Origin of the sequence: Thermus thermophilus HB8, from assembly GCF_000091545.1 — a bacterium.
GTDB classification, from domain to species: Bacteria; Deinococcota; Deinococci; order Deinococcales; family Thermaceae; genus Thermus; species Thermus thermophilus.
Genome location: NC_006462.1, coordinates 216,484 through 239,043, shown reverse-complemented (window position 1 = coordinate 239,043; position 22,560 = coordinate 216,484). Strand labels below are relative to the sequence as shown.

Sequence of the window (22,560 nt, the reverse complement as noted above, 5' to 3'; positions counted from 1 at the left end):
TATGCGTCAACCTGGAAGAGGAGCCGTGGGACTAAAGTGGGACTTTCCTTCTCCAGGACGAGTGCGCACGCGCACGAGGGGAAAGAACAAGTATGCAATTCAAAAGAGCAGCCTTCTGTACAGCAAAAACCCCCGGTTTGGCACAGGGGGTTTGCATAAGGTGGCCTTCGCGCTCGCTAGAGGGGGACTGCCAGGCCCATGCCGTAGGGGGTCTTAGCCCCCACGCCGCTGAAGAAGGCTAGGGCGTGGAGGCGCCCCAGGGCCTCCTGGGCCTCGAGGCTCTGGCTCCAAAGCCTCAGGGTCGCCTCACCCGTGAAACCGGGGAAAAAGCCCTTTCCTGCCTGTACCCGGTGGAAGCGCAGGTTGCGGAAGCCTGCCACCTCGAGGTCCAGCTCAAAAAGCTCCCGCAAGGCGGCCTCTTCCTTTGGGTTGTAAGGAAAGGGGCTGTGAGCCTGCCACTTGTCCAGGAGGGAGCCTGCGATGAGGCGGGGGTCGGGCAAGGGAGTGTAGCGGGTGCGCCCACCCGGCTTAGAAGTGGCGAAGACCGTGGGGGTAAGGAAGCGAAAGGTGGCCTTTTCCCGCTTGGGGGCCTCCTTGAGTTCCTCCCAGGAGGTGGCCCCGGCCAGGGGGTGCCCCTCGCGGGTAGCCAGGACCCGCGCCAGCCGGTAGGAACTATCCCCCAGGGGAAGCCCATCCGGGGCGGCCTCCAGGAGGGCCCGCAGAAAGGGCGCAAAAAGGCCATCGTCCAGGGTGGTAAGGCGGAGCCTCAGGGTCCCCTTCAAGGTGGCCCCTTCGGGGCCAGCCCTGGGAAGCGGCGCCAGGGTGAAGGGCTTGCGCGGAGCCTCGTGGAGCTTCTGGGCCAGCTCCGGGCTTACCCGGGAAAGCAGGGCAAAGAAGAGGCCGTGGGCATAGCGGGCGGGGTAAAGGGGGGGTTTTTCCCCCACGAGCTCGAGGACCACGGCCTGAGGCATCAGTCCCCCTCTTCTTCCTCTTCCTCGGTCTCTTCGGCCACCTCCCCGCTCTTGGCGGGTTCCGCCCAGGCCGACTCCCCCAGATACCAGAGAACCCGTCTTCCCCCGCCCGTTACCTGATCGGTGTCCATAACGCCTTCCGGCGCCTCGCCCGCGTCCTTTTCCGGGGCGTAGAGAAGCTGGACCCGTTGGGGGTCGGGATGGCGAAGGCGCTGAAACACCTTGGGCAACTCCACGAAGCCCAGCTCTGGGTCGTAGGGGTAGGGGTAGTTCAACACCAGCTCCCGTCCGTAAAGCTCCCCAGAGCGCAATGGAACCTCTTCCCGGCGCCGGTTGCCCGTTTCTCCATCGGTCAAAAGCCGCTCCACAACCCGGACGGGAGTGAGCTCCTCCTTCCTGCCGACAAGCCGGTCTATGGGAACCTCCACCTCGTCCTCTCCTTGGCGGAGGCGCACGCTGGGCGTCCAACCCCGGGTGGCCACGAAGCCCTTGCGGTGGAGGGGTTCTTGGGTAAGGTCCAGCCCGTAGACGTAGTCCTGCAGGGCCTCAAAGAAGGTTTCCGCCCTGGGGTCCAGGTACTTGGGGTAGCGGATGGCCTGCCGAAGGCGCTCCTCCCCCCCTTGGGCCAGGTCTTGCCCATCCAGCGCCTTTAGGAGTTCCAAGTAGCCCTCCGGCAGGCTTCCGAGGTAGTCGGGGTAGGTTTCCCCCACCACGTAGGCCTCCCCTTGGCCCCCTCCCCTTCGGTTCACCCTTCCCAGGCGTTGCAGAAGGTTTTCCGGCGGGCAGAGGGTCGTGACCAGAACCTCTGCGTCCAGGTCCACCCCCACCTCTATGGCGGGAGTGGTGATCAAGAGGTAAGGCTCCTGGGCCTTGTCCCGGCGCTTGACCTCCCCAAAGACCCTTCTCCTTTGGCCCTCCGCCAGGCGGCCATGGTAGAGGAAGACCCCCTCCCCTTTGAGCCTCTTGTAAAGCTCCGCCGCCTCCTTGACCTCCTCCAGAACCACCAAAACCCGCTTGCCCCGGTGGCTTTGGATGATTTCCATGGGGTTGCCCTGGGGCATGTAGCGGAGCACCCGGCTCGGCCGCTTGGCCGCAGGGTGCTCCAGGGTGCCCTCGAGGAGCAGCTCCTCCCGGTACGTCCCGGGCATGGTGGCGCTCATGACCAGAAAGCGCACGCCCGCCTTGTACAAGGAGGCGATCAGGTGGCGGAAGTTGACCCAGGCGGTGGCCTCGTAAAGGTGCACCTCGTCAAAGACGAAAAGCGTCCTCCGGTCGTGGATCCGCCGGGGAAAGGTGTAGGATTTGACCCCCTCGGCGTAGCCGAAGTAGCGGTAGAGGAGCTTGTCCAAGGTGGTGAGGATGACATCGGCGTGGTAGAGGTGCCGCTCCTTGGTGGCCTCCTCTTGGCCATCTGGGCTAAAGCGAAAGCGCGCCTGGCGGTGGCCGGTGTCCACCACCAAGGCCTTAGGCCGCCCTTCCTCCTGGGCCAGGATTTTGAGATAGCAGCGAAAGCGCCCCTCCAGGTCGTCCACGAGGCTCCGTGTGGGCAGGACGAAGACGAGCCGCTCCCCCCGGGCCAGGGCGGGGAAGGCTGCGGCCTCGGTCTTCCCCGTCCCCGTGGGGGCGAGGAGGAGGTGGGCGGGGTCCCCCTCCGCTACCTTGAAGACCTCCCTTTGGAAGGGGGTGGGCTTCAGGCCAAACCGGTCGTAGAAGGCCTCGGGGTCGTCCGCTTTCCTCGCCCCGGCCGCCCAGGGCCTGAGGCGCACCCGGCGTTTTTCCTCTCGGAAGGCCTCGGGCACCTTCCCCTCCTCCAAAGCGCCCACCAAGGCCCGCCCCCACCCCTCCACGACCTTGGCCTCCTCGCCCCGGTAGGGGTGGAAGTAGACCAGGAAGTCCAGGGCGACTTCGTCCACCCGGAAGGGCCAGGGGTCCAAGAGGAATCCGCCTTCGCCGTCGGGTAACAGGTCAAACTCCACGAAGGGCCGGACCTCCCCTGCCCGCCTCTGCCACAACCGCACCGCAAGCTCCGCTTCCAACTGGTCGGCCATCATGAGGAGGAAAAGGTCCTCGGGGAAGCGGTGGCCCAAGCCCTCCTCGAGGAAGTCCGCGGCCAGGTTCACCACCTCGCGGGTGGAGTAATCATGGTGACCCCGGATAAGGGCCTGGGCGTAGGGGTCTTGGACGGCCTGGGCCACCCGGAAGCGGTGCCCGCGGAAGCTATAGGTGAGCCCGCCCTTCCCGTCTGGAACGATGTGGAAGGTAAAACGCTTTCCGTCGTCGTGGTACCGCGCCGCAAGGAGGAGGCGCTCCTTGGTCTTTGGAGAAAGCGCCAGGGGCTCATCCCCTTCCCGCCACGACTCCAGGAGCTTGACCACGAGCCCCTGGTGGTTGGAAAGGGGCTGGAAGCCCACCTCGTCCTTTAGGAAGAAGACCCTCCCGATGCCCTCGCCCATAGGAACTCCACCAGATCCCAAGCGAAAAACCGCCCTTCCAAGGAAAAACCTTTGGCCAGGCCCCGCCCACGGGGGAGAACAAAGTAGGCCCCCTCGTACCCTATGACCGGACTGGGGTCGGGGCTTGCGGGGTCCGGGTCTTCAGCCTCCCCAAAGCGGAAGCGGTAGAGGGGGTAAGCCCCCTGGATGGCCCCGCCCCAGGCTTCCGCACGAACGGGGGTGAAGGGCGCATCCCCTTCCTCGAGGCGGACCTCCAGGGGTTCGCCCACGGCCTCGAGGTAGGCGAAGCCCTCCTTGCCCAGCTTGGCCCCGTAGCCCACAAGACCCTGGAGGCGCCGGAGGTCCTCCTCCTTCTCCGCCAAAACCGCCCCCAAAAACTCCTCGGCCAGGAGGTACTCCCAAGTATGCAGCTGAAGGTCCCCTCCCTTGGGGGGCTTGCCTTCCCGGCGCAGGCGGGAAAACTCGCTGTGGGTGAAGGCCCTTGGCCCATGCCGATGGGTGCGGTGGACCCTCCACTCCCCCACGGGGTACGCCCCAAGGGGAAGGTATCGCCGGGGGAGGACGTAGAAGCGGGGGGTGTTCCCCTCCCTCTGATCCGGGGGAAGGAGGCCCTCCTGGGCCCAGAAGAGCCGCCTTAGCCATCCCGAAAGGGTGGTGGGCGGGACGAAGGGGTAGGTGGCGATGTCCAGGATGGAGCCGGGAAGCACCCGGAAGGTGAGGGCCGAGGTGGGCCGGATCCTGAGGGCGATGGCGTGCATGTTAGGAAGCGGAAGCCAGAGCCGGAAGGTCCTCCTCCACAAAAGCCTTGGCCAACCTCCGAAGCGCCTCCAAGGCCGCCCTCCCCCGGTGGCGCTGGAAAAGCGCTTCTCCTTCGGGGGCATCCTCCGCCCTGCGCCGGAACTCCGCCAGGGCCTCCCCGGGGTCCTTAAGGGTGGGCGGGAGGACCACCCGCCGCCCCAAAGGGGCCTTGTAGCGGTCCAGGACCAGGTAGGGGCCGAAGGTCTCGTCCTCGTAGAGGTCCAGCCCTTTGGGGTTTCCCGCCCCGAGCCGAGGAAGGCTTGCCAGGAAGGCGTAGGCCACCGCCCGGAACTCCCTTTCGCTCGCGGCAAGGACGTGGTTGTACACGGGGAAGAGGAGGCCCGGAGCCCCGTACTGCCGCCTGAAGGGCTGGGGCTCTTCGCCCGACTCCCGCCTAAGGTCGGAAGGGTGCATGGCCCGCTGCTTTTCCAGGGGCTGCCAAGCGGGTATGGACACGCCACCTCCGTGGGTGAGCCGGCCGATGAAAGTGGTGCGTTCGGTATTCCCCCGCCGCTCCGTGACCAAGGCCCCGTAGACCCGGCAGACGGGGCAGTTCTCCCGGCCACAGGTGTTGGGGATGCCGCAGTTCAGGAGGTCGGTGAGGTAAAGGTGCTGCCCATTCCGCTCCACGGGAGCGTAAAGGAGGGCCCGCCGCTCCACCCCGCGGCGCTTGGTGGGGGAAAGGTAAACCCGCTCGCTCCCGTCGGGGAGGCTTACGGTCTCAATGAGGTTCACGTTCACCTGGGTCTCGTGGCCAAAGTAGACCTCCTGGGGGGCGTAGAGCAGGGCGTAGATGTCCCAGTGGTACAGGGCCTCGCCTTTGGGGGTGAGTCCGCTCGCCATCCTAACCCTCCTTCTCCATCCGGATGTACTGGGGGAACCTCGAGGCCAGACTTAGACGCACCTCGTAGATAAACCCTTCCCAGGCCTTGCCCGGATAGCGCGCCGCCAGGTGCGCGTAAACCCGGTGAAGGTCGTCCTGGGAGACGGTCAGGAAGCGGCCCGAGCCTTCCTCCGCCTCCTGCGCCCTGGCCCCCGCCTCCTGGAGGAGCCGCTTGGCCTCCTGGTAGAAGAAAGCCCCGCCCGCCTCGTAAAGCCGGGCCTGGGTGCTGTCCAGGTGGTAGGCGGCCACGTACAGGAAGTCCCCAGGGCGCTCCAGGTTATCCAGAAGCTTCACCACCGCCCGTTTGGCTTCCTGGGAGTTCCGGCCCACCTGGCCCTCCACGTACCCCACCCAGGCGCTGAGAAGCCCGGTGAGGCCGGCCACGTCCCGGAAACGTTGGGAAAGGTCCGTGTTTTCCTTCATGCCCACCTCCTTTTCCAAAAGGCTCGCATACCGCATCAGGCCATCCTCCAGCGAAAACCGATCGGCCACCCGGCCATAGCGCCGCGCCAAGGTGTACAGGGCATGCCAGGGAAGGTCGCCCAGGGCATAGCGCAAGGCCTCCCCCAAGGGGCGGTTGACCTCGCCGCCCTCATCCGGCCGGGAGGCAAAGGCCCTTTGCAGGACGTGGGAAAGCCAGAGCGCTCTAGGGGGAAGGGGGATTTCTTGCGCGCCCTCCACCAGGTAGAAGGGAAAGCGCTCCAGGACCTTGGGGTTTACCTCTTGCCCCAAGGCCTGGAGGGCGTAGACCACGCGGCCCAAAGCTTGGGCCAAGGGCTTCCCCCCTACCTGTGGGCTATTTAGGAGCAGGTAGCGCCCGGCTGCCACGTGCAGGGTTCCCGTAACCAGGAGGCGGGCGAAGTGCTTGGCCGCCTCGGGAGCCCCATAGCTTCCTACCTGCACCAAGACGCTCCCCTCCCCGGGTTTGATGGGGGAAAGGAGGGCAAGGGCGGCGCAGGAAGGGCAGACCCAGGGCTCTTCCTGACCATTTCCGCTTTGCAGGCGCTGGCTTGGGCTGGCGAACACCAGCTTGCTGGCCTTGAGCTTGTCCTTGCCCAGGGGGCGCCCGCACCCGTAACAGACATCGGCTTTATCCCCCGGATCCCTTAGGTCCAAGGCAAAGGGGGTTTCGGAAACCAGAGGCGGCACCTCCACATCGGGGGACGAAAGGCTGAGGAGGCGGAGGAGCTCCTCGAGGATCTTGGTAAACTTGTTGCCCACAGCGGTGTTGAGCTGCCCTTTGGCCAAAGGGCCGAAGCGCCCCAGATACGGCTTAAGCCTCTGGATCGCCCCGGGAGCCTCGGGGCTTTCCGGGTCCAGCCACGTCCAAAGCCGTCCGGGGTCGTCTTTGGCTTTTTCCAGACCCTCTAGAGCCCACTCGGCGAGGGGAGGCTCGAGGGCCAAAAGCTCGTTCTCTAAGCGGGGCCTATCCTTGGGTTTGGCCCTTTGCAGCCGCTCTTCCAGCTTGCGCCGCTTTTCGGCCCTTTTCTCTTCCTCCCGGACGATTTCTTCCCACTTCTTCCGAAGCTCCCCCCCGTATTTCTTAAGCTCCTTCTCTTGGTCCTGCCGCCGCTTTTCCAGCTCCCGGAGCTTCCTGGACTTCTCCGAACCTTCAGGAAGGCGGGAAGCCTCCTCCTCTAGGCGGCGTATTTCCTGATCCCGCCAGGCTAGACGCTCTTTGACGGAAAGCAGGTTGGCGAGGTACCAGGCGGCGAGGAAGTCCCGGGCTCCCAGGGTGGGCACGGGCACCTTGGGGGCGCTGATGCCCCGCCCGGCTAGCCGCACGGAGTTCAGAAGGGGAAGAAGCCTAGCCGAAAGCCCCTCCAGGCTAAAGGCTTCCTCTATGTAGGCCTTCCAGGCCCCCTCGAGGTCCAAGGACGGGGCCTTGGGGCTCACGTACGCCTTCACCCAGCCTGCACCTCGCTCCACCACGGGGTAGCCTTTGGCCTCGAGGTGCTCCAGGAAGCCCTCAATCGCCACCTCGTAGGCAGCCCGCATCTGGCGCTCACCGGGCAAGGGATGGAGGTACAGGAGCAGGTCCTTGCCCTTGGGATCAGAGAGGGCCTGCGAACCCCCAGGCGCCACGCGCAGGTAGCGTACGATCCGGGGATCTATCCGTTCCAGGAAGGCCGCAAACTCCGGCTCGTCAAGCGCTTCTTTATAGGCCAAGAGGGCTTCCCTAGGAGCCTCGCCGAAACGCACGTCGGCCACGAGCCGCTTGGCCCTAGCCACGGTAGAAGCTTGTACCATCACCCGCTCCATCCTAACCTCAGGGCAGGTTAATCCAGTCCCGTCACCCCTTCCGGTGACAAAACCCCCTCGTTTGCCGCCACCGCCCCCTTGGCCCAGGCCACCACCCGCCGCCTCAGCTCCTCGGGCTCCAGCACGGTGGCGTGGGGGCCGTAGCCCACGATGAAGTGCACCAGGTCCTCAGAGAGGGGCACCTCCACCTGCCAGACCACGCTCCCGTCGGGGAGGTCCTCCACCACCTGGGTGGGGTGGCGGCGGGTCCGGCGGATGAAGCCCGCCTTCTCAGGGCTAAAGCGCACCCGGACCCGCACGGGAGCCCCCTCCCCGGCGAAGGCCCGGAAGCGGCGTTGCGCGTAGGCCCGCACGTCAAAGCGGGGCTTCCTAAAACGCTCGCGAGTAAGCCGAAGGTCCAGGATCTGGTCCAGCCTAAGGTCCTTCACGGGGTCGTGCCCCGCCCGCCGGGAGTTGTGGTTGGCCCCCACCAGGTAGAGGTGCGGGTCGCGGGCAATGAGGGCGTAGGGGTCAAAGCGGTAGGTCTTGACCTCCCCTTTGGCGTTCTTGTAGGTGACCTGGCAGGTTCGCCGCTCCCGGATGGCCCGCACCGCCCGCTCAAAAAGCCCCGGGGGGTACTCGTCCGCCAGGGGGGTGTAGACCACGGGGTCCTGCCGGTCCTTCCCGGGCGCGGCAAGGGTGCGGAGGGCCAAGCGTTCCAAGGCCCTTTTGGCCAAGGGGGTCAAGGGTTCCATCCGCTCCACGGCAGCCCTTAGGGCCTCGGCCTCCTCGAGGGTGAGGCGGACGGTCACTTCTAAGGGCGCCTCGAGGCGCATCCACCCAGGGGGGACCTCCGGGTTTTCTCCGTGGGTTTCCACCCAGACCCCGAGGCTTTGCGCCTTGTCCCTCAGGCGGTAAACGCTCTGCCGCCTCACTCCGAGCCGGGCGGCGATCTCCCGCACGGGAAGCCCTTTGGGGCTTTCCCTAAGAAGGCGAAGGAAGTCCGGCAGGCGGCTTTCCATAGATTGGGCCCATTCTACCACAAACCCCTCCTCCCCCCAAAGGCCACCCGGCTTACCGCCCTTCCTCCAGAAGCGCCGCCGTCTTTTGGGCCAGGAGCCCCTATCCCATGGGAAAAGCCCGAGCTTTGAAGGCGGGTCCGAGAGAGGGAAAGGGATAGCTCCGGTTCGTGGCCACACCTTCCCAGGTGCCGCTGGCGTTGTACCCACCACCGTTGCAGGCGGCCAGTCCCAGGACAAGAAGGGTCAAAGCCCACCGCAGGCCCACGGCTCACCTCCAGGGCTCAACCGAGAACCTTTCGGCCACTTCCCTCGGTGACAGACACGTGTCACCCAAGGGCGCGACGCCCCCGAGGTAGGTCTAGGGCATGGGCCATGGGGGAGCCGTGGAATACCTGCCCCTCTCCAAGGTGAACACGGTGGTCTACTGCCCCCGGCGCTTCTATCTGGAGTACGTCCTGGGGGAAGCGCACGCCAACCACCACCTGATTGAGGGCCACTACCTCCACGAAAGGGCCTACACCGAGCCGGGGGAGGAGAGCGGGCTTTGGGTGTGGTCGGACCGGCTTGGGCTTCTTGGAGTGGTGGATCGGCTGGAGTGGCGGCGGGGGGAGGCCTGCCCCGTGGAGTACAAGCTGGGCCGGGCCAAGGAAGAGGCCTACCTCTCCGATGCCGTGCAGCTTGCCGCTCAGGCCCTTTGTCTCCGGGAATCCAGAGGGATCAAGGCCCGGAGGGGATTCGTTTACTACCACAAAAGCCACACCCGCCGGGAAGTGGTTTTCACCCCAGAGCTCTTTCGCGCCGTGGAGGCGGCTGTAGTCCGAATGCGGGCCCTTCTCCAAAGCCCTCGCCCCCCAAGGGTAGAGGTTCCCCCCTCCAAGTGCGAGGGGTGTAGCGTACGGGGCGCCTGCCAGCCCGAGCTGTGGCGGAAGGGGGTGGCGGGGTGGGCGTAGTCTACGTCCTGGAAAACGAAGCCTACCTTTCCAAGGAGGGGGGAACCCTCAAGGTGTCCCGCCGGGCTGGGCGGGAGGTGCTCCTGCAAAAACCCCTCATCGCGGTGGAGGAGATCGTGATCCTGGGCAACGCGGTGGTAACCCCAGCCCTCCTCAAGCACTGCGCCCAAGAGGGTGTCGGTATTCACTACCTCTCCCCCACCGGGACTTACTACGCGGGCCTCACCCGTACCCCGTCCAAGAACGCTCCTGCTCGGGTAGCCCAGTTCAAAGCCTACCTGGAGCCCACGTGGAAGCTCGCCTTGGCCCAGCGCTTCGTTTTGGGGAAGATCCGAAATGGCCTCGTCTTCCTAAGGCGCAACGGGGCCGAGGGCTGGGAAAGGCTCAAGGAAGCCCTCTTAGAGGCCGAGCGCGCCCAAGATGAGGAAGCGCTAAGGGGCGCGGAGGGTCGGGCCGCCGACCTCTACTTCCGGGCCTTTGCAGAGCTTTTGCCGGAAGAGTTCGCCTTTGGGGAGCGGAGCCGCCGCCCGCCCCGGGACCCGGCCAACAGCCTCCTCTCCCTGGCCTACACCCTCCTCGCCAAGGAGTGCGAAAGCGCCCTCCTCGTGGCCGGGCTTGACCCTTATGTGGGCTACCTCCACGAGGTCCGCTACGGCCGCCCCTCGTTAGCGTTGGACCTGATGGAAGAGTTCCGGAGCGTCCTTGCGGACTCGGTGGTTCTAAGTCTCCTCAACAACCGCCGGGTGACCCTCGAGGACTTTGACGACAGCGAAGGTTTCCCCCGTCTACGGAAAGAGGCGTGGCCCAAGTTCTTAAGGGCTTGGGAAGGGCGACTAAACGAGCGGATACAGCACCCCCTTCTGGGAAAGCGCCTGGCCTATCGCGAAATCCTCTTAGCCCAAGCCCGGATCCTGGTCAAGCACCTCCTAGGGGAGCTTCCCCGCTACGAGCCTTTTGCGGTGCGATGAGGGAACTGTACCTGGTCATCGCCTACGATACCCCTGACGACCGTCGGCGGGCGCGGCTTGCCAAGCTGCTCAAGGGCTTTGGCGAAAGGCGGCAGTACTCCGTGTTTGAAGCCCGGTTGACCCGGGAGCAGTGGGCCCACCTCAAGGGCAAGCTGGAAGCCCTGGTCAACAAGGAGGAGGACGTTTTGGCGGTGTACTTCTTGCCCCCGGAGGCGGTGGGACGCACCTGGCGCATCGGCCACGAGGGGTTGAAGCGCCTCGAGGACCCCGACTTCGTCTAGCGAGCGCGAAGGCCACCTTATGCAAACCCCCTGTGCCAAACCGGGGGTTTTTGCTGTACAGAAGGCTGCTCTTTTGAATTGCATACTTGTTCTTTCCCCTCGTGCGCGTGCGCACTCGTCCTGGAGAAGGAAAGTCCCACTTTAGTCCCACGGCTCCTCTTCCAGGTTGACGCATAATCCCCCCGCGTGCGAAAATGGCCTCAAGACCCCCCGCCTGGAGCCGCTTCCTGGAGGGGGCCGTTGCAAACCCCGTCAGCCTCGTAGAGGATTGAAACTGGGTTGTGGAAAGGGAGGCTGAACAGCACAACCTAATCCTGTTGCAAACCCCGTCAGCCTCGTAGAGGATTGAAACGTTGTAGTCCACGTTGTCAATCTGGCACCGCTGCCACGTTGCAAACCCCGTCAGCCTCGTAGAGGATTGAAACAGCCGATACCCCTCTCTCCAGTCCAGGGGGGCCTCCGTTGCAAACCCCGTCAGCCTCGTAGAGGATTGAAACGGCTTGGGAAGCCCCTCAGCCAGCTCGTCCACCAGCGTTGCAAACCCCGTCAGCCTCGTAGAGGATTGAAACCGGGCCCAGCCCAGCTACTCCCCGGCGGCCCTCCTGGTTGCAAACCCCGTCAGCCTCGTAGAGGATTGAAACTGAGTGATAAGCATCCTTATCGCCCTTTTGGTCTTTTGGGTTGCAAACCCCGTCAGCCTCGTAGAGGATTGAAACCCTCCTCTTCACCACGTCCGCCCATGTGATGTACCCGTTGCAAACCCCGTCAGCCTCGTAGAGGATTGAAACCCCACTACGGCCACCCTATCGCTATGCCCTATCCGCGTTGCAAACCCCGTCAGCCTCGTAGAGGATTGAAACAGGAATGGGCGCTTCTACGCCCTCATCGCCGGACTCCGTTGCAAACCCCGTCAGCCTCGTAGAGGATTGAAACCCATCCGGGGGGGTATGGGGTTGGGGGGTGAGCCCCGTTGCAAACCCCGTCAGCCTCGTAGAGGATTGAAACGGCGAGTGCGTTGTTCGCGGGGTGAAGCCCCCCCTTGGGAGTTGCAAACCTCGTCAGCCTCGTAGAGGATTGAAACATAGGATGAAGGCCGAAAGGAGGGTGAACAGCGATGGTTGCAAACCTCGTTAGCCTCGTAGAGGATTGGCCACCCGACCCTGTGGGCCTTCCATGTGGATGCGGTCTTTGACGACCGGGATACTGTGCGGCGGGGATCAGGGGGCAAGATACATGTACCCGGTCGTCAAACCGGAGGCGTGAAAGGGGGCCTGTATTGCGAGGAGTTATCGTTCGCAATACTCATAAAATCCGACCGGAATACTTGACTTTTACCTCCCCCCTGGCTAGCCTGGCCTCCAGGAGGTGCGCCCGTGTTCGTGACGATGAACCGCATCCCCGTGCGGCCCGAGTACGCCGAGCAGTTTGAGGAGGCCTTCCGGCAGAGGGCCCGGCTCGTGGACCGGATGCCGGGGTTTATCCGCAACCTGGTCCTGAGGCCCAAGAACCCGGGGGACCCCTACGTCGTCATGACCCTCTGGGAGAGCGAGGAGGCCTTCCGGGCCTGGACAGAAAGCCCCGCCTTCAAGGAGGGGCACGCCCGGAGCGGCACCCTGCCCAAGGAGGCCTTCCTGGGGCCGAACAGGCTGGAGGCCTTTGAGGTGGTCCTGGACTCGGAGGGGAGGGATGGTTGAAACCCCTCCCGCATGGGTCCTTCTGAAACGGGCCCGGGAACGGATCTACACCCTGCCTCCTGACTTTCCCGGGTTCCGGGCCCGCCTAGGCCTGTGTTTGGACGGCGTCTGGTACGTAGGCGCTGTGGAGGCCGAGGGCTTTGCCCCAAAGACCCTTGGTCTCTTTGGGGAGGCCGGCGCTATCGCGGAAAAGGAGCTCGGTTCCCTCCTCGGACACCGCCGCCCTGCCCCCTTTGAGGAAGGCGAGGGACGCTACCCTATGCGCCTCTTTGCCGAGGGGCCCTTGGGCACGGGGATCGCCCTCGAGGACCCCTTCCGGTCCCGCATCTGGGTTAAGGAGGGGCGGCTCGCCCTCATTGAGCGCCACCTCCCCGAGGGTTCCTTCCGCATCCACCTGGAGACCTGGCGGGAAGTGGGGGAGAGGCTTCTGCCCCACCGCTTCCTCCTGGTCCACCGGGATCCTCGGGGGCACCTCCTCAAGGTGGAAAGGTTCCGGGACGAGTACGCCCAGGTGGGCCCCTACTGGCTCCCCGTGGAGCGGGAGGTGGTGGTGGAAGGAGAGGGCCTGGGGGTCTTGGTCCTGAGGCTTGAGGAAGTGGAGGTGAAAGGATGAGAAGGCTTCTCTTGCTTCTAGGGGTCTTCGGCGCCCTGGCCTCGGCCCAGTCCTATCGGGTCGTGGACGCCCGGGGGAAGGTGGTGGAGGTGCGCTCCGTGGAGCGCATCGTCAGCCTGGACGGGATCACCACCGAGATCCTCTTCGCCCTGGGGGTGGGGGAGAAGGTGGTGGGCCGGGACGACTCCAGCTACTACCCTCCCGAGGCCCAGAGGCTTCCCAGCGTGGGCTACCAGTTCCGCCTCTCCGCCGAGGGGATTCTTTCCCTCAAGCCCACCCTGGTGATCGGGCGGGAGGATGTGCGGCCCAAGGAGGTGGTGGAGCAGCTGGAGAGGGCGGGGGTGGCCGTGGTCCTGGTGCCCACCGAGCCCAGCGTGGAAGGGGCCAAGGCCAAGATCCGCACCGTGGCCCAGGCCGTGGGAAGGGTGGAGCAGGGCGAAGCCCTGGTGCGGGCTCTGGAGCGGGACCTCCTGCTCCTTAGGGCCTTCCAGGCCCAACACGCCGCCAAGGGGAAGCTTAGAGCCCTTTTCCTCTACCTTCGGGGCCCCGGGACCACCTTCGTCTGCGGAGAGGGGAGCACCCCCGTGGGGGTGATGGAGCTTGCGGGCCTGGAGAATGCCGCCAAGGGTATCCGGGAGTGCCAGCCTATGACGGCGGAGAGCGTGGTGGCCGCAAGGCCCGAGGTGATCGTGGTCTTCAAGAAGGGTCTGGAAAGCGTAGGGGGTCTGGAGGGCCTCCTGAAGCTTCCTGGCGTGGCCCAGACCCCGGCCGGGCAGAAGCGGAAGGTGGTGGCCATGGACGACCTCTACCTGGGTAGCTTCGGCCCAAGGGCGGGAAGGGCGGCCTTGGACCTCTTCCGGGCCGCCTACCTGCAGGAGGGCTTCGTGGAGGTGGGGCCGTGAAGAACTACCTGTTCCTCCGGGCCTTTTTCAAAGCGGCCCTGCTCCTCCTCCTCTTGGGCAAACCGGTTCCCGAAAGCCTCGAGGCCGCCTTCCGGGGGGCAAGATGGTAGGCCTCTTCCCCCGCTTCCGCCGCTACCGCCTGGCCCTCCTCGGATTCTCCCTCGCCCTTCCCCTCACCCTCCTCCTGGGGGCGGGGCTTGGAGCCTACCCCATTCCCCCTCTGGCCATCCCGGGGATCCTCCTCAGGGGCGAGGGGGTGGAGTACCAGGTCCTCGTCGCCCTACGCCTTCCCCGGGTTCTGGGGGCGGCCGTGGTGGGGGGGCTTTTGGCCCTGGCGGGGGCGGTGCTCCAGGGGCTTTTCCGGAACCCCCTTGTGGACCCGGGGCTCATCGGGGTCTCCTCGGGGGCGGCCTTGGGGGCGGCCCTCTTCATCGTGCTGGTGCCCGGGGCAGGGCCCCTGGAAGTCTACGCCCTCCCCCTCTTCGCCTTCCTGGGGGGGCTTCTCGCCACCTCCCTCCTCTGGCGCCTGGCCCAAAGCCCCTGGGGGACCCAAGTGACCATCCTCCTCCTCTCGGGCATCGCCCTCAACGCCCTCGTGGGAGCGGGAATCGGGCTCCTCACCTTCTTGGCCACGGAGGAGGAGCTTAGGAGCCTCACCTTCTGGACCCTGGGCGGATTTTCCGCCCTCACCTGGCGCCTCCTCCTCGTAGGGGTGCCCTTCGCCTTCCTGGCCTTCGCCCTCCTCCTTCCCCTGGCCCGGCCCCTCAACGCCCTGGCCCTAGGGGAACGGGAGGCCTTCCACCTGGGAATAGACCTGGAGCGCCTTAAGCGCCGGGCGGTTGCGGGGGCTGCCCTGGGCGTGGGGGTGGCCGTGGCCCTGGCGGGTGGGGTGGGGTTTTTAGGCCTGGTGGCCCCCCATCTCTTCCGGCTCCTGGCGGGGCCCGACCACCGCTACCTCCTCCCCGGTTCCGCCCTGCTGGGAGGGAGCCTGGCGGTCTTGGCCGACCTCCTCGCCCGCACCCTGGCGGCCCCGGCGGAGATCCCCGTGGGGGTGGTCACGGCCCTCCTGGGGGGGCCTTTCTTCCTCTACCTGGTCTTACGGCACAAGCGGGAGGTGTACCGTGCTTAAAGTCCAGAACCTCGGCTACCGTGTAGGGGAGCGCTGGCTCCTTAGGGGCGTGGACCTCGCCGTGGGGGAGGGGGAGTTCCTGGCGGTCCTGGGACCCAACGGCAGCGGCAAGACCACCCTCCTAAGGCTCCTCGCCGGGGAGCTTAGGCCCACGGAAGGAGAGGTCTTCCTCCTGGGAGAGCCCCTCGCCGTCTACGGGCCCCAGGCCCTGGCTCGCCAACGGGCGGTCCTCTCCCAGGTGCGGGAGATGGCCTTCCCCTATACCGCCTACGAGGTGGCCTTCCTGGGGCGGCTTCCCCACCTGGTGGGGCGGGAGCGTCCCTTGGACCACCGGAAAACCCTCGAGGCCCTAGAAAGGGTGCGGGCCCTTTCCCTTAAGGAGCGCCTTTTCCCGAGCCTCTCGGGGGGCGAGGCCATGCGGGTGGAGGTGGCCCGGCTCCTCAACCAGGAGGCCCGGCTCCTCCTGGACGAGCCCACCAACCACCTGGACCCGAGGTACGCCCTCGAGCTCCTCTGCCTCTTCCGGGCCCTGGCCTACGAGGGAAAAGGCGTGGTGGCCGTGCTCCACGACCTCAACCTGGCGGGCCTCTTCGCGGACCGGGTGCTTCTCCTGAAGGAGGGGAGGGCCGTGGCCTATGGCCCTCCCCAGGCCGTTCTGCACCCCGGTCTCCTGGAAGAGGTCTACGAGGTGGCCTTTAGCGTTCTGGGGCAGCCCGGGGGGCCTACCTTCTGGGTGCCCCTGCCCCGGGAGGTGGTCCGTGGAGCCTGAGCACGCCGAGGTGGTGGCCCGGCTCTCCGAGGGCCGCTACCTGGCCCGTTGCTCCTGCAACGGGGGTACCTACCACCTCCACTGGGACGCGGCCACCTTCCGCCTCACGCCGGAGGGGCTCACCTTCCTGGCCCAGGTGCTGGAGGACCTCCTCGCCCAGGGGAACGACGAGGGAGCGGTGTGGCTCGGCTCGGTGGGCCTTAGGTTCCGGAAGGGGGAAGGGTGGGGGCTCCTCCGGCTGCTGCGTCAGGGGCTTCTCCCGGGAAAGGAGCCGCCCCGCGCCCTGCTTCGCCATCTGAACTGAGGGGGAAAGCGATGCAGAAGAGTCTTTGGCTGGTGGGATGGGTTGTTGCTTTGGCCTTGGCCCAGGCCGCCTGCCCAGGGGGGCGGGTGGCCCATGACCTGGGAGAGGTCTGCCTCCCCGCCCCCCCCAAGCGGGTGGTGACCCTGGACTGGCGTCCCCTCGAGGACCTCCTCCTCCTCGGGGTGAGGCCCGTGGCGGGGGCGGACCTCGAGGACTTCCCCCGGTGGGTGCGGTTAAGCCTCCCTCCGGGGATCCAAAACCTAGGGAGCCGCACCGCCCCAAACCTGGAACTCCTGGCCGCCCTAAAGCCGGACCTCATCCTGGGCTATACGGGCTTTCAGGGAAGGCTCTACCCCGAGCTTTCCCGCATCGCCCCCACCGCCCTTTACGACTACCTGCCTCCCGAGGGGCAGCTTGCCGCCATGGAGCGGCACTTCCTCCCCGGGAGGAGGAGGCCCTGAAGCTCGTGGAGGCCCTCGAGGCCAAGGTGCGCGCCGCGGCGCCCAAGGAAGAGGTGGAGCCCCTGGTCAAGGCCCTGGAGGACCTCCTCCGCTAACCGGCGCCCGGGGCCTTTAGGCCCCGGGCGCTTCTCCCCCTGAGACGATGGGTATGCGCCGCCTTCTTCTCGGGCTTCTCCCCCTTCTCCTCGCCGGGCTTCCCGCCCGGTACCTGGTGCAGGACGCCTCCTCCCGCGCCTTCGGGCACCCCCTGCCCGGCCTCCCCGAGGAGGCCTTGGAGGCCTTCCGCCTCGGCGACCAGGCCTTCCAACGGGTCTTCGTGCGGGAGGACGGGCTCGGGCCCCGCTTCGTCCACCAGTCCTGCGCGGGCTGCCACGTGGGGGACGGGCGGGGAAGGCCCCTTTTCGCGGAAAGGAGCGAGGCCTTGGTGCGCACCCGGGCCCCAGACGGGCAGTCCCCCCATCCCCTCTTCGGCTTCCAGCTCCAGGACCACGCCCTCCCCGGCCACACCCCGGAAGGCCGGGTGGAGCTCTACTGGGAAGAGGTGGAGGGCCGCTACCCCGACGGCACGCCCTACCGCCTAAGGCGCCCCCGCCTGAGGGTCCTGGACCCCGAAGGGAAACCCGTGCCCGGGGCTTATAGCCTCCGCATCGCCCCACCCGTCTTCGGGGCCGGGCTTTTGGAAAAGGTTCCCGAGGCGGCCATCCTGGCCCTAGAAGACCCCCAGGACCAAGACGGGGACGGGATCTCGGGGAGGGCCGCTCGCCTGGAAGGGGGCCTTGGCCGCTTCGGCTGGAAGGCGAGCACGACTAGCCTCTTAGAGCAGAGCGCCCTGGCCTATCGGGAGGACATGGGGCTTTCCACGCCCCTCTTCCCGGAGGAGGGGCGGGCCGAGGTGAGCGAGGAGGAGCTGGAACGGGTGACCTTCTACGTGGCGCACCTGGCGGTGCCCGCCCCCCGGCACCTCCCCGAGGACCTCCGGGGGAAAAGGCTCTTCCGGGAGGTGGGGTGCGCAAGCTGCCACCGGGAGCGCCTCGGGGGGCTTCCCGCCTACACCGACCTCCTCCTCCACGACATGGGGGAGGCCCTCGCCGACGGGGTAGCGGAAGGCGCGGCCTCCCCCGCGGAGTGGCGCACCCCGCCCCTCTGGGGGATCGGCCTCACCCGCAAGGTCCTGGGGGAAGAGGTCTACCTCCACGACGGGCGGGCGCAAAGCCTCGAGGAGGCCATCCTCTGGCACGGCGGGGAGGCCGAGGAGGCCAAGCGGCGCTTCATGGCCCTGCCCAAGGCGGACCGGGAAGCCCTCCTCCGCTTCCTGAGAGGGCTATAAGAGGCTGTCGTAGAAGGGGGGTATCCTTGGAGGGCTCCTTAAACGATCCTACCCCAGAGGCCTCAACGATGGTCACGGTGAGGAGTGGGGCCCCCTGGGGCCCCCCGTCCCCGCCCCTAAGCCCGGCGGCCCTCCCGCCAAGGTGCCGAGGAGGAAGATCGGCTACGCCTTCCGTGACCAACGCCATCCCGAAGACGTTCCCCTAAAGACGCTTTCCCGGTTCCCTTTTAATGGCGCGGCAGGAGTTCTCCATCACGGGAAGGGTTCGCCAAGGAGTCCTTTCCTCGGGGCCGAGAGGAGCAAGACGATCTAACCTTTCTTGCGGCGCTTGGCCCGGTACATTCTCCGATCGGCCAGGTCCAGGAGGTCCCCCGTAAGCCCCGGAACCGGGCTCGTGCCGTTGAAGCCCGGGGGAAGGAGGATCTGGGCGTTGCCCCCCACCTGGTTGAGCTCGCTCAGCCGGCCGGTGGCCGCCAGGTAGAAGAGGCCCTCCATGGATGTGGCAAGGCCCCGGGGGAGCCCCGGGGCCTCCCCTAGGCAGGTTTACTTCCGGATGAAGCCCGAGACCGCCTTCTGCGCCTCCTCCGGGGTGATGGCCACCTCAAAGGCCCGGTCCGCGGGGGAGCGGGGCCCAGGGAGCTCCTGGTCCCCAAGGAGGATCCGCGAGGCCCGCACCGTGGCCCGGTGGGCCGCCTCGTTCCCCAGGATGGCCCCCGCGGCCTTGAGAACGTCTTTGCTCTGGATGAGGGGCAGGGCCCCGAGGTAGGCCCCCACGAAGGCGTCCTCCAGGGCGTTCAAAAGCCTCAGGATGGCGAGCTGGTTCCGGGGGAGGAACTCCACGGGGTAGACGAAGCTGGGCTTCTCCACGGGCTTCACCCCGAGGGCGCTCAAGGTGTCCCGCAGGGCCTTCACGTGGGCCTCCTCCTGGGTCAGGGCGGCCTCGAGGTAGTCCTTCACCAGGCCCTGGAAGCCGCCGAAGAGGCTTTTGGTGTAGGCGTCCACGGCCAGGTACTCCGCCGTGAGGGCGAGCTGCAGGATGTCCGCGTCCGAGGGCCCCCCGTGGGCCGCCAAGGCCCGGTCCAGGAGGCTTCCCGCGAAGGCCGCGGAGAGCCCGGTGGCCGTGAGCACCCTCATGAACTGCCTGCGCGCCAGAATCCGTTCCATAACCACCTCCTTGAAGGGCGAGGGGTTTCCCCCTCGCCCTTCCCTACGGCCCGAGGGGGGAGTTTGGATGTCAAGCCTTTAGGGCCGGGGCAGGCCGAGGATCTCCGTGGGCCTTTGGCTTCCCCCCGGGGGCTCGAGGGAGACGGCCAGGGCCTCCGCCCCTTCCGGCAGGCGCACCACTTTGAGGGGGAGGCGGAAGGTGGGCAGGGGCACAGGATCCCCTTTCCCCAGACCCCAGGCCTGGTAGACCCGGCCCGCGGGCGCCGGGGCCTTCAGGACCACCAGGGCCTCCCCGTCCCCCCGGACCACCGCCCGCCCCACGGGCGTCCCCTCCGGGCCCACCAGGGCGTAGACGCGGGTGGTGGGGGCTCCGAGGCTCAGGGTCCAGGAGAGGCCGAAGTAGGCCCCGTAGCCCACGAGGAGGAAGGCCAGGACCGCGGCCGCCCGGGCGAGGAGGGGGAGGAAGGGAAGGCGCCTTGGGCGGATGCGGCGGAGGACCCGCTCCTCGAGGCCCCGGGGCACCGGCTCCTGGGGGAGGCCCGCGGCGAGCTCCGCCGCCGTCTCCAGAAGGGCCTTGGCTTCGGGCCAGAGCTCGGGGTAGCGCTTTAGGGCCTCCTCTACCCGGGCCCGCTCCTCGGGGGTGAGGGCCCCGAGGGCGTAAAGGGGGAGAAGTTCCCGGACCTCCTCAGGGCTCACGGAGCACCTCCTTGAGCTTGGAAAGGGCCCTTCGGGCCCAGGTTTTGAGGGTTCCCAGGGGGAGGCCGAGGAGGCTCGCCGCCTCCCGGTGGGTGTAGCCCTGGTAGTAGAGGACCTCAATCACCCGCCGCTCCTCCGGGGATAGGGCCTTCAGGGCCCGGCCGAGGCGGGTGCGGTCCAGGTGGCCCTCCTCGTCCAGCCCAGGCCCCGGAAGGTCAAAGGCCTCCTCCTCCCTCTCGGGATCGGGCTCCAGGGGAAGGGGCCTCGCGGCCCGCCTGCGCACCTCGTCCACCGCCGCGTGGTGCCCCAGGGTGAGGAGAAAAGCCCGGGCGCTCCCGCGCCTGGGGTCAAACTCCTTGGCCTTCTGCCAGACCCTTATCATCGCCTCCTGCACCACGTCCTCTGCCGCCGCCCCATCCAAGCCCATCCTGCGCGCCAGGGCGAGGAAGCTTCCCGCGTAGCGTCGGAAAAGGGCGCGGAAGGCCTCCTCGTCCCCGCGGGCCACCAAGGCGAGGAGGGCCTCGTCGGAGAGGGAATCGGCGGGCAAGCCCATCCGCCTCCACCCTACCATACGGGCGGAAAGCCCGGCCGGTTTGGCCTCATCCACCACCCGCCCTCCGGCCGTAGGGATGGGTGGAGCCCCAGAGGGCTCCTAAGGAGGTAGACGTATAAGGAAGGCGAAAGCGCTCGTGATGGTCTCTTTGGCGGTGGCCCTTGGCCTGGGCCTGGCCCAGATGCTCCAGGTACGGAAGGCCCCCCTTCGGCCCCCTACGTGAACGTGAGCGAGGCCCTGAAGGGGGCCCTCCCCAATTTCATCCCCGGCCTCGGCACCCTCTACGTGGACCCGAGCACCCTGCCCGAAGGCCCTTTCCTCGCCTACGACAGGGCGGGGAACCTGGTGAAGGTGGTCTTCATGGTCCCCCTCAAGAAGCTCAACGAGAGCCATAAGTACGTGGACATCGGCACGAAGACCCTGAGGGCTCTGGGGATCACCCGCATAGACCACGTGAACCTCATCCCCTCGGGACCCCACCCCGGGGTGAGCGAGCCCCACTACCACATTGAGCTGGTCCTGGTCTCCGTGGACCAGGAGCGGAAGGTGCTGGAGGGCGAGCCGTACTGAGCCGGGAAAGGGCCCGGACCTCACCCTGGCGCACCCGGGGTGAGGTCTTTCGCCGGATGGGGGTGGGGGATCCTCTGGTGAACCGCCCCGCCTCCTCCACCCCCGAGGAGGAGGCGGGAGAAGGTCTTCCTACCCCTCGCAGGCCTGGCAGGAGAGGAGGAGGTCCCGGCTGTAGGCCTGGGCCACGCTCTGGCTGAACTGGTAGTAGAGGGCCTTGAGGCCCGAGCGCCAGGCGTGGAGCACCAGGGCGTTCACGTCCCTGGGCGGGGCCTCCGGGTGGATCACAAGGTTCAGGGACTGCCCCTGGTCAATGTGCTTCTGCCTCGAGGCCGCCAGGTTCACCAGGGTCATCTGCGAGATTTCGGCGAAGGTCTTGAACACCGCCTTTTCCTCATCGGTGAGGAAGTCCAGGTGCTGCACGGAGCCGTTGTGCTCCAGGATGCTCCGCCAGACCTTTTCCTCGTCCTTGCCCTTCTCCCTCAGCACCTCCTCCAGGAAGGGGTTCTTGAAGGGGACGCGGGCTTTCTGTAGGTCCTTCAGGTAGTAGTTGCTGGTGTAGGGCTCTATGGAGGGGGAGACCTGGCCCAGGATGAAGGCGCTGGACTTGGTGGGGGCGATGGCGAGGAGGGTGGCGTTGCGCCGTTCCTTAAGCTCCCCCACCCCGGCGAGCTCGTCCTCGGGGTGCCGCTTCCTCAGCCACCTCGAGGCCTCCTCGGCCCGCTCCCGGATGGTCTTGAAGATCTCGGCGTTTCTCCGGAAGGCCTCGGGGCTTTCCAGGGGGATTCTTTGGGACTGGAGGTAGCTGTGCCAGCCCAGGACCCCGAGGCCGATGGCCCGGTAGCGCTTGGCGAAGCGCACCGCCCGCTCCATGTAGGGGATGCCCTCCGCCTTCTCAATGAAGTCGTCCAGCACGGAGTCCAGGAAAATGACCAGGGTCTCCACCGCGTCCGTGTCCTTCCACTCCTCGTAGTGGAGGAGGTTCAGGGAGGAGAGGCAGCAGACGAAGCTCTCCTCCTCCGAGGAGGGGAGCATGATCTCCGTGCAGAGGTTGCTGGCCCAGATGGTCTTGCCCAAGGCGCGGAAGACCTCGGGGGCCTTTTGGTTGGCGTTGTCCCGGAAGAAGAGGTAGGGGATGCCCACCTCGGCCCGGCTCTTCAGGATTTTGGCCCAGCGGGCCCGCTTCTCCCCGTCCCCGGCGATCATCTCCTCAAGCCAGCGGTCCCCCACGCTCACCCCCCAGAAGAGGGACTGGACCGGGGAGTGCTCCCGCTGGATGGAGAGCCACTCCTCGAGGTCGGGGTGCTCCACGTCCAGGTAGGCGGCGCACTGGCCCCTGCGGGTGGAGCCCTGGTTGAAGACCTCGATCACCCGGTCAAAGAGGGAGGCGAAGGCAAAGGAGCCGTTGCTCTCCCCGTTGTCCCGGATGGGGGCCCCCCGGGGGCGGAGCCTTCCCAGGTAGAGGGAGGTCCCTCCCCCCTGCTTGCTCATCATCCCCACCTCGGCCACCGCCCTCAGGATGGAGGCGGTGTCGTCCTCCACGTAGGTGCCGTAGCAGGAAATGGGAAGGCCCCGCCTGAGGCCGTAGTTGGCCCAGATGGGGGTGGCGAGGGAGTACCAGCCCCGGGCCATGTACTCAAGGAACTTGCGGCCAAACCCCTCTACCTTGGTGAGGGCCTCGGCCCGCTGGGCGATCTCCTTCACCCGCTCCTCCACGCTCACCCCGGGCAGCAGGTAACCCCGGCGCATGTAGAGGCGGGTGTGCTCGTTGGCCCAGTACCAGGGCTCGTAGGTCCGCTTGGCCTTGGTCATGC

The 22,560-nt window shown here is 66.8% G+C and carries 23 protein-coding genes and 1 CRISPR repeat array; of the genes, 12 read left to right on the top strand and 11 right to left on the bottom strand.

Annotated elements, in window-relative coordinates; all coding sequences use genetic code 11:
• Positions 1–176 precede the first annotated feature (176 nt).
• From cas6 to TTH_RS11130, 6 genes are read right to left on the bottom strand one after another with little or no spacing between them, the layout of a single operon-like run.
• The gene (gene cas6 / locus TTH_RS11155) at positions 177–971 is read right to left on the bottom strand and encodes a CRISPR-associated endoribonuclease Cas6 (protein ID WP_011229076.1); all 795 of its coding nucleotides are present in this window, start codon (positions 969–971) and stop codon (positions 177–179) included.
• Complete coding sequence (gene cas3, locus TTH_RS11150; RefSeq protein WP_011229077.1) at positions 971–3,424, bottom strand: CRISPR-associated helicase Cas3'; 2,454 nt, start codon at positions 3,422–3,424, stop codon at positions 971–973. The genes cas6 and cas3 overlap by 1 nt, the downstream gene beginning before the upstream one ends.
• Complete coding sequence (locus TTH_RS11145; protein ID WP_224065255.1) at positions 3,391–4,182, bottom strand: hypothetical protein; 792 nt, start codon at positions 4,180–4,182, stop codon at positions 3,391–3,393. The genes cas3 and TTH_RS11145 overlap by 34 nt, the downstream gene beginning before the upstream one ends.
• 1 nt (position 4,183) lies before the next feature.
• Positions 4,184–5,065, bottom strand: coding sequence for a hypothetical protein (locus TTH_RS11650; RefSeq protein WP_011229079.1), 882 nt, complete (start codon positions 5,063–5,065; stop codon positions 4,184–4,186).
• 1 nt (position 5,066) lies between these two features.
• On the bottom strand, positions 5,067–7,367 hold the full coding sequence (locus TTH_RS11135) for a hypothetical protein (protein ID WP_011229080.1): 2,301 nt from the start codon (positions 7,365–7,367) through the stop codon (positions 5,067–5,069).
• 17 nt (positions 7,368–7,384) lie between these two features.
• Entirely contained in the window at positions 7,385–8,368 is a 984-nt protein-coding gene (locus TTH_RS11130) for a helix-turn-helix transcriptional regulator (protein ID WP_024118773.1), read from the bottom strand.
• A 383-nt stretch (positions 8,369–8,751) separates the two neighbouring features.
• Between TTH_RS11130 and cas4 the strand changes: the two genes are divergently transcribed.
• From cas4 to TTH_RS11075, 11 genes are all read left to right on the top strand, one after another.
• Positions 8,752–9,318 carry a CRISPR-associated protein Cas4 gene (cas4, locus tag TTH_RS11125; RefSeq protein WP_024118772.1) on the top strand — a complete coding sequence of 189 codons (567 nt, stop codon included), beginning with the start codon at positions 8,752–8,754 and terminating at the stop codon, positions 9,316–9,318.
• Positions 9,309–10,286: a CRISPR-associated endonuclease Cas1 gene (gene cas1, locus TTH_RS11120; RefSeq protein WP_164926120.1), complete on the top strand. Its 978-nt coding sequence runs from the start codon at positions 9,309–9,311 to the stop codon at positions 10,284–10,286. Before cas4 ends, cas1 begins: the two co-directional genes overlap by 10 nt.
• Entirely contained in the window at positions 10,283–10,567 is a 285-nt protein-coding gene (gene cas2, locus TTH_RS11115) for a CRISPR-associated endonuclease Cas2 (protein WP_011174371.1), read from the top strand. The genes cas1 and cas2 overlap by 4 nt, the downstream gene beginning before the upstream one ends.
• A 238-nt stretch (positions 10,568–10,805) precedes the next feature.
• Positions 10,806–11,720: direct repeats of the CRISPR family, unit length 37 nt; unit sequence CGTTGCAAACCCCGTCAGCCTCGTAGAGGATTGAAAC.
• A gap of 220 nt (positions 11,721–11,940) precedes the next feature.
• A complete protein-coding gene (locus TTH_RS11110) occupies positions 11,941–12,261 on the top strand; it encodes an antibiotic biosynthesis monooxygenase family protein (protein ID WP_011229084.1) in 321 nt (106 codons plus the stop codon).
• Positions 12,254–12,874, top strand: a complete 621-nt coding sequence (locus tag TTH_RS11105; protein WP_011229085.1) for a DUF3386 family protein — start codon at positions 12,254–12,256, stop codon at positions 12,872–12,874. The genes TTH_RS11110 and TTH_RS11105 overlap by 8 nt, the downstream gene beginning before the upstream one ends.
• On the top strand, positions 12,871–13,776 hold the full coding sequence (locus tag TTH_RS11100; protein WP_011229086.1) for a heme/hemin ABC transporter substrate-binding protein: 906 nt from the start codon (positions 12,871–12,873) through the stop codon (positions 13,774–13,776). Before TTH_RS11105 ends, TTH_RS11100 begins: the two co-directional genes overlap by 4 nt.
• Before the next feature lie 103 nt (positions 13,777–13,879).
• The gene (locus TTH_RS11095; RefSeq protein ID WP_011229087.1) at positions 13,880–14,905 is read left to right on the top strand and encodes a FecCD family ABC transporter permease; all 1,026 of its coding nucleotides are present in this window, start codon (positions 13,880–13,882) and stop codon (positions 14,903–14,905) included.
• Entirely contained in the window at positions 14,898–15,674 is a 777-nt protein-coding gene (locus tag TTH_RS11090) for an ABC transporter ATP-binding protein (protein ID WP_011229088.1), read from the top strand. The genes TTH_RS11095 and TTH_RS11090 overlap by 8 nt, the downstream gene beginning before the upstream one ends.
• Positions 15,664–15,978, top strand: a complete 315-nt coding sequence (locus tag TTH_RS11085; protein ID WP_011229089.1) for a hypothetical protein — start codon at positions 15,664–15,666, stop codon at positions 15,976–15,978. Before TTH_RS11090 ends, TTH_RS11085 begins: the two co-directional genes overlap by 11 nt.
• An 11-nt stretch (positions 15,979–15,989) precedes the next feature.
• Positions 15,990–16,439 (top strand): ABC transporter substrate-binding protein, encoded by a 450-nt coding sequence (locus TTH_RS11080; RefSeq protein WP_011229090.1) that lies wholly within the window; start codon positions 15,990–15,992, stop codon positions 16,437–16,439.
• Positions 16,440–16,587: 148 nt separating this feature from the next.
• Positions 16,588–17,766 carry a di-heme oxidoredictase family protein gene (locus TTH_RS11075; protein WP_262409786.1) on the top strand — a complete coding sequence of 393 codons (1,179 nt, stop codon included), beginning with the start codon at positions 16,588–16,590 and terminating at the stop codon, positions 17,764–17,766.
• 309 nt (positions 17,767–18,075) lie between these two features.
• On the opposite strand, the gene TTH_RS11070 is transcribed toward TTH_RS11075, so the two are convergent.
• The 4 genes from TTH_RS11070 to TTH_RS11055 form a co-directional block, all read right to left on the bottom strand.
• Positions 18,076–18,261 (bottom strand): hypothetical protein, encoded by a 186-nt coding sequence (locus TTH_RS11070; RefSeq protein WP_011229092.1) that lies wholly within the window; start codon positions 18,259–18,261, stop codon positions 18,076–18,078.
• Between the two features lie 48 nt (positions 18,262–18,309).
• A complete protein-coding gene (locus tag TTH_RS11065; RefSeq protein WP_011229093.1) occupies positions 18,310–18,930 on the bottom strand; it encodes a ferritin-like domain-containing protein in 621 nt (206 codons plus the stop codon).
• A gap of 78 nt (positions 18,931–19,008) precedes the next feature.
• Complete coding sequence (locus tag TTH_RS11060) at positions 19,009–19,626, bottom strand: anti-sigma factor (RefSeq protein WP_011229094.1); 618 nt, start codon at positions 19,624–19,626, stop codon at positions 19,009–19,011.
• Positions 19,616–20,179 carry a sigma-70 family RNA polymerase sigma factor gene (locus tag TTH_RS11055; RefSeq protein ID WP_011229095.1) on the bottom strand — a complete coding sequence of 188 codons (564 nt, stop codon included), beginning with the start codon at positions 20,177–20,179 and terminating at the stop codon, positions 19,616–19,618. Before TTH_RS11055 ends, TTH_RS11060 begins: the two co-directional genes overlap by 11 nt.
• Before the next feature lie 225 nt (positions 20,180–20,404).
• Between TTH_RS11055 and TTH_RS11050 the strand changes: the two genes are divergently transcribed.
• A complete protein-coding gene (locus tag TTH_RS11050) occupies positions 20,405–20,749 on the top strand; it encodes a DUF5602 domain-containing protein (protein ID WP_224065254.1) in 345 nt (114 codons plus the stop codon).
• Positions 20,750–20,878: 129 nt separating this feature from the next.
• Here the strand turns inward: TTH_RS11050 and TTH_RS11045 are convergent, their stop codons facing one another.
• Positions 20,879–22,558, bottom strand: a complete 1,680-nt coding sequence (locus TTH_RS11045; RefSeq protein ID WP_011229097.1) for a ribonucleoside-diphosphate reductase subunit alpha — start codon at positions 22,556–22,558, stop codon at positions 20,879–20,881.
• Positions 22,559–22,560: the final 2 nt, after the last annotated feature.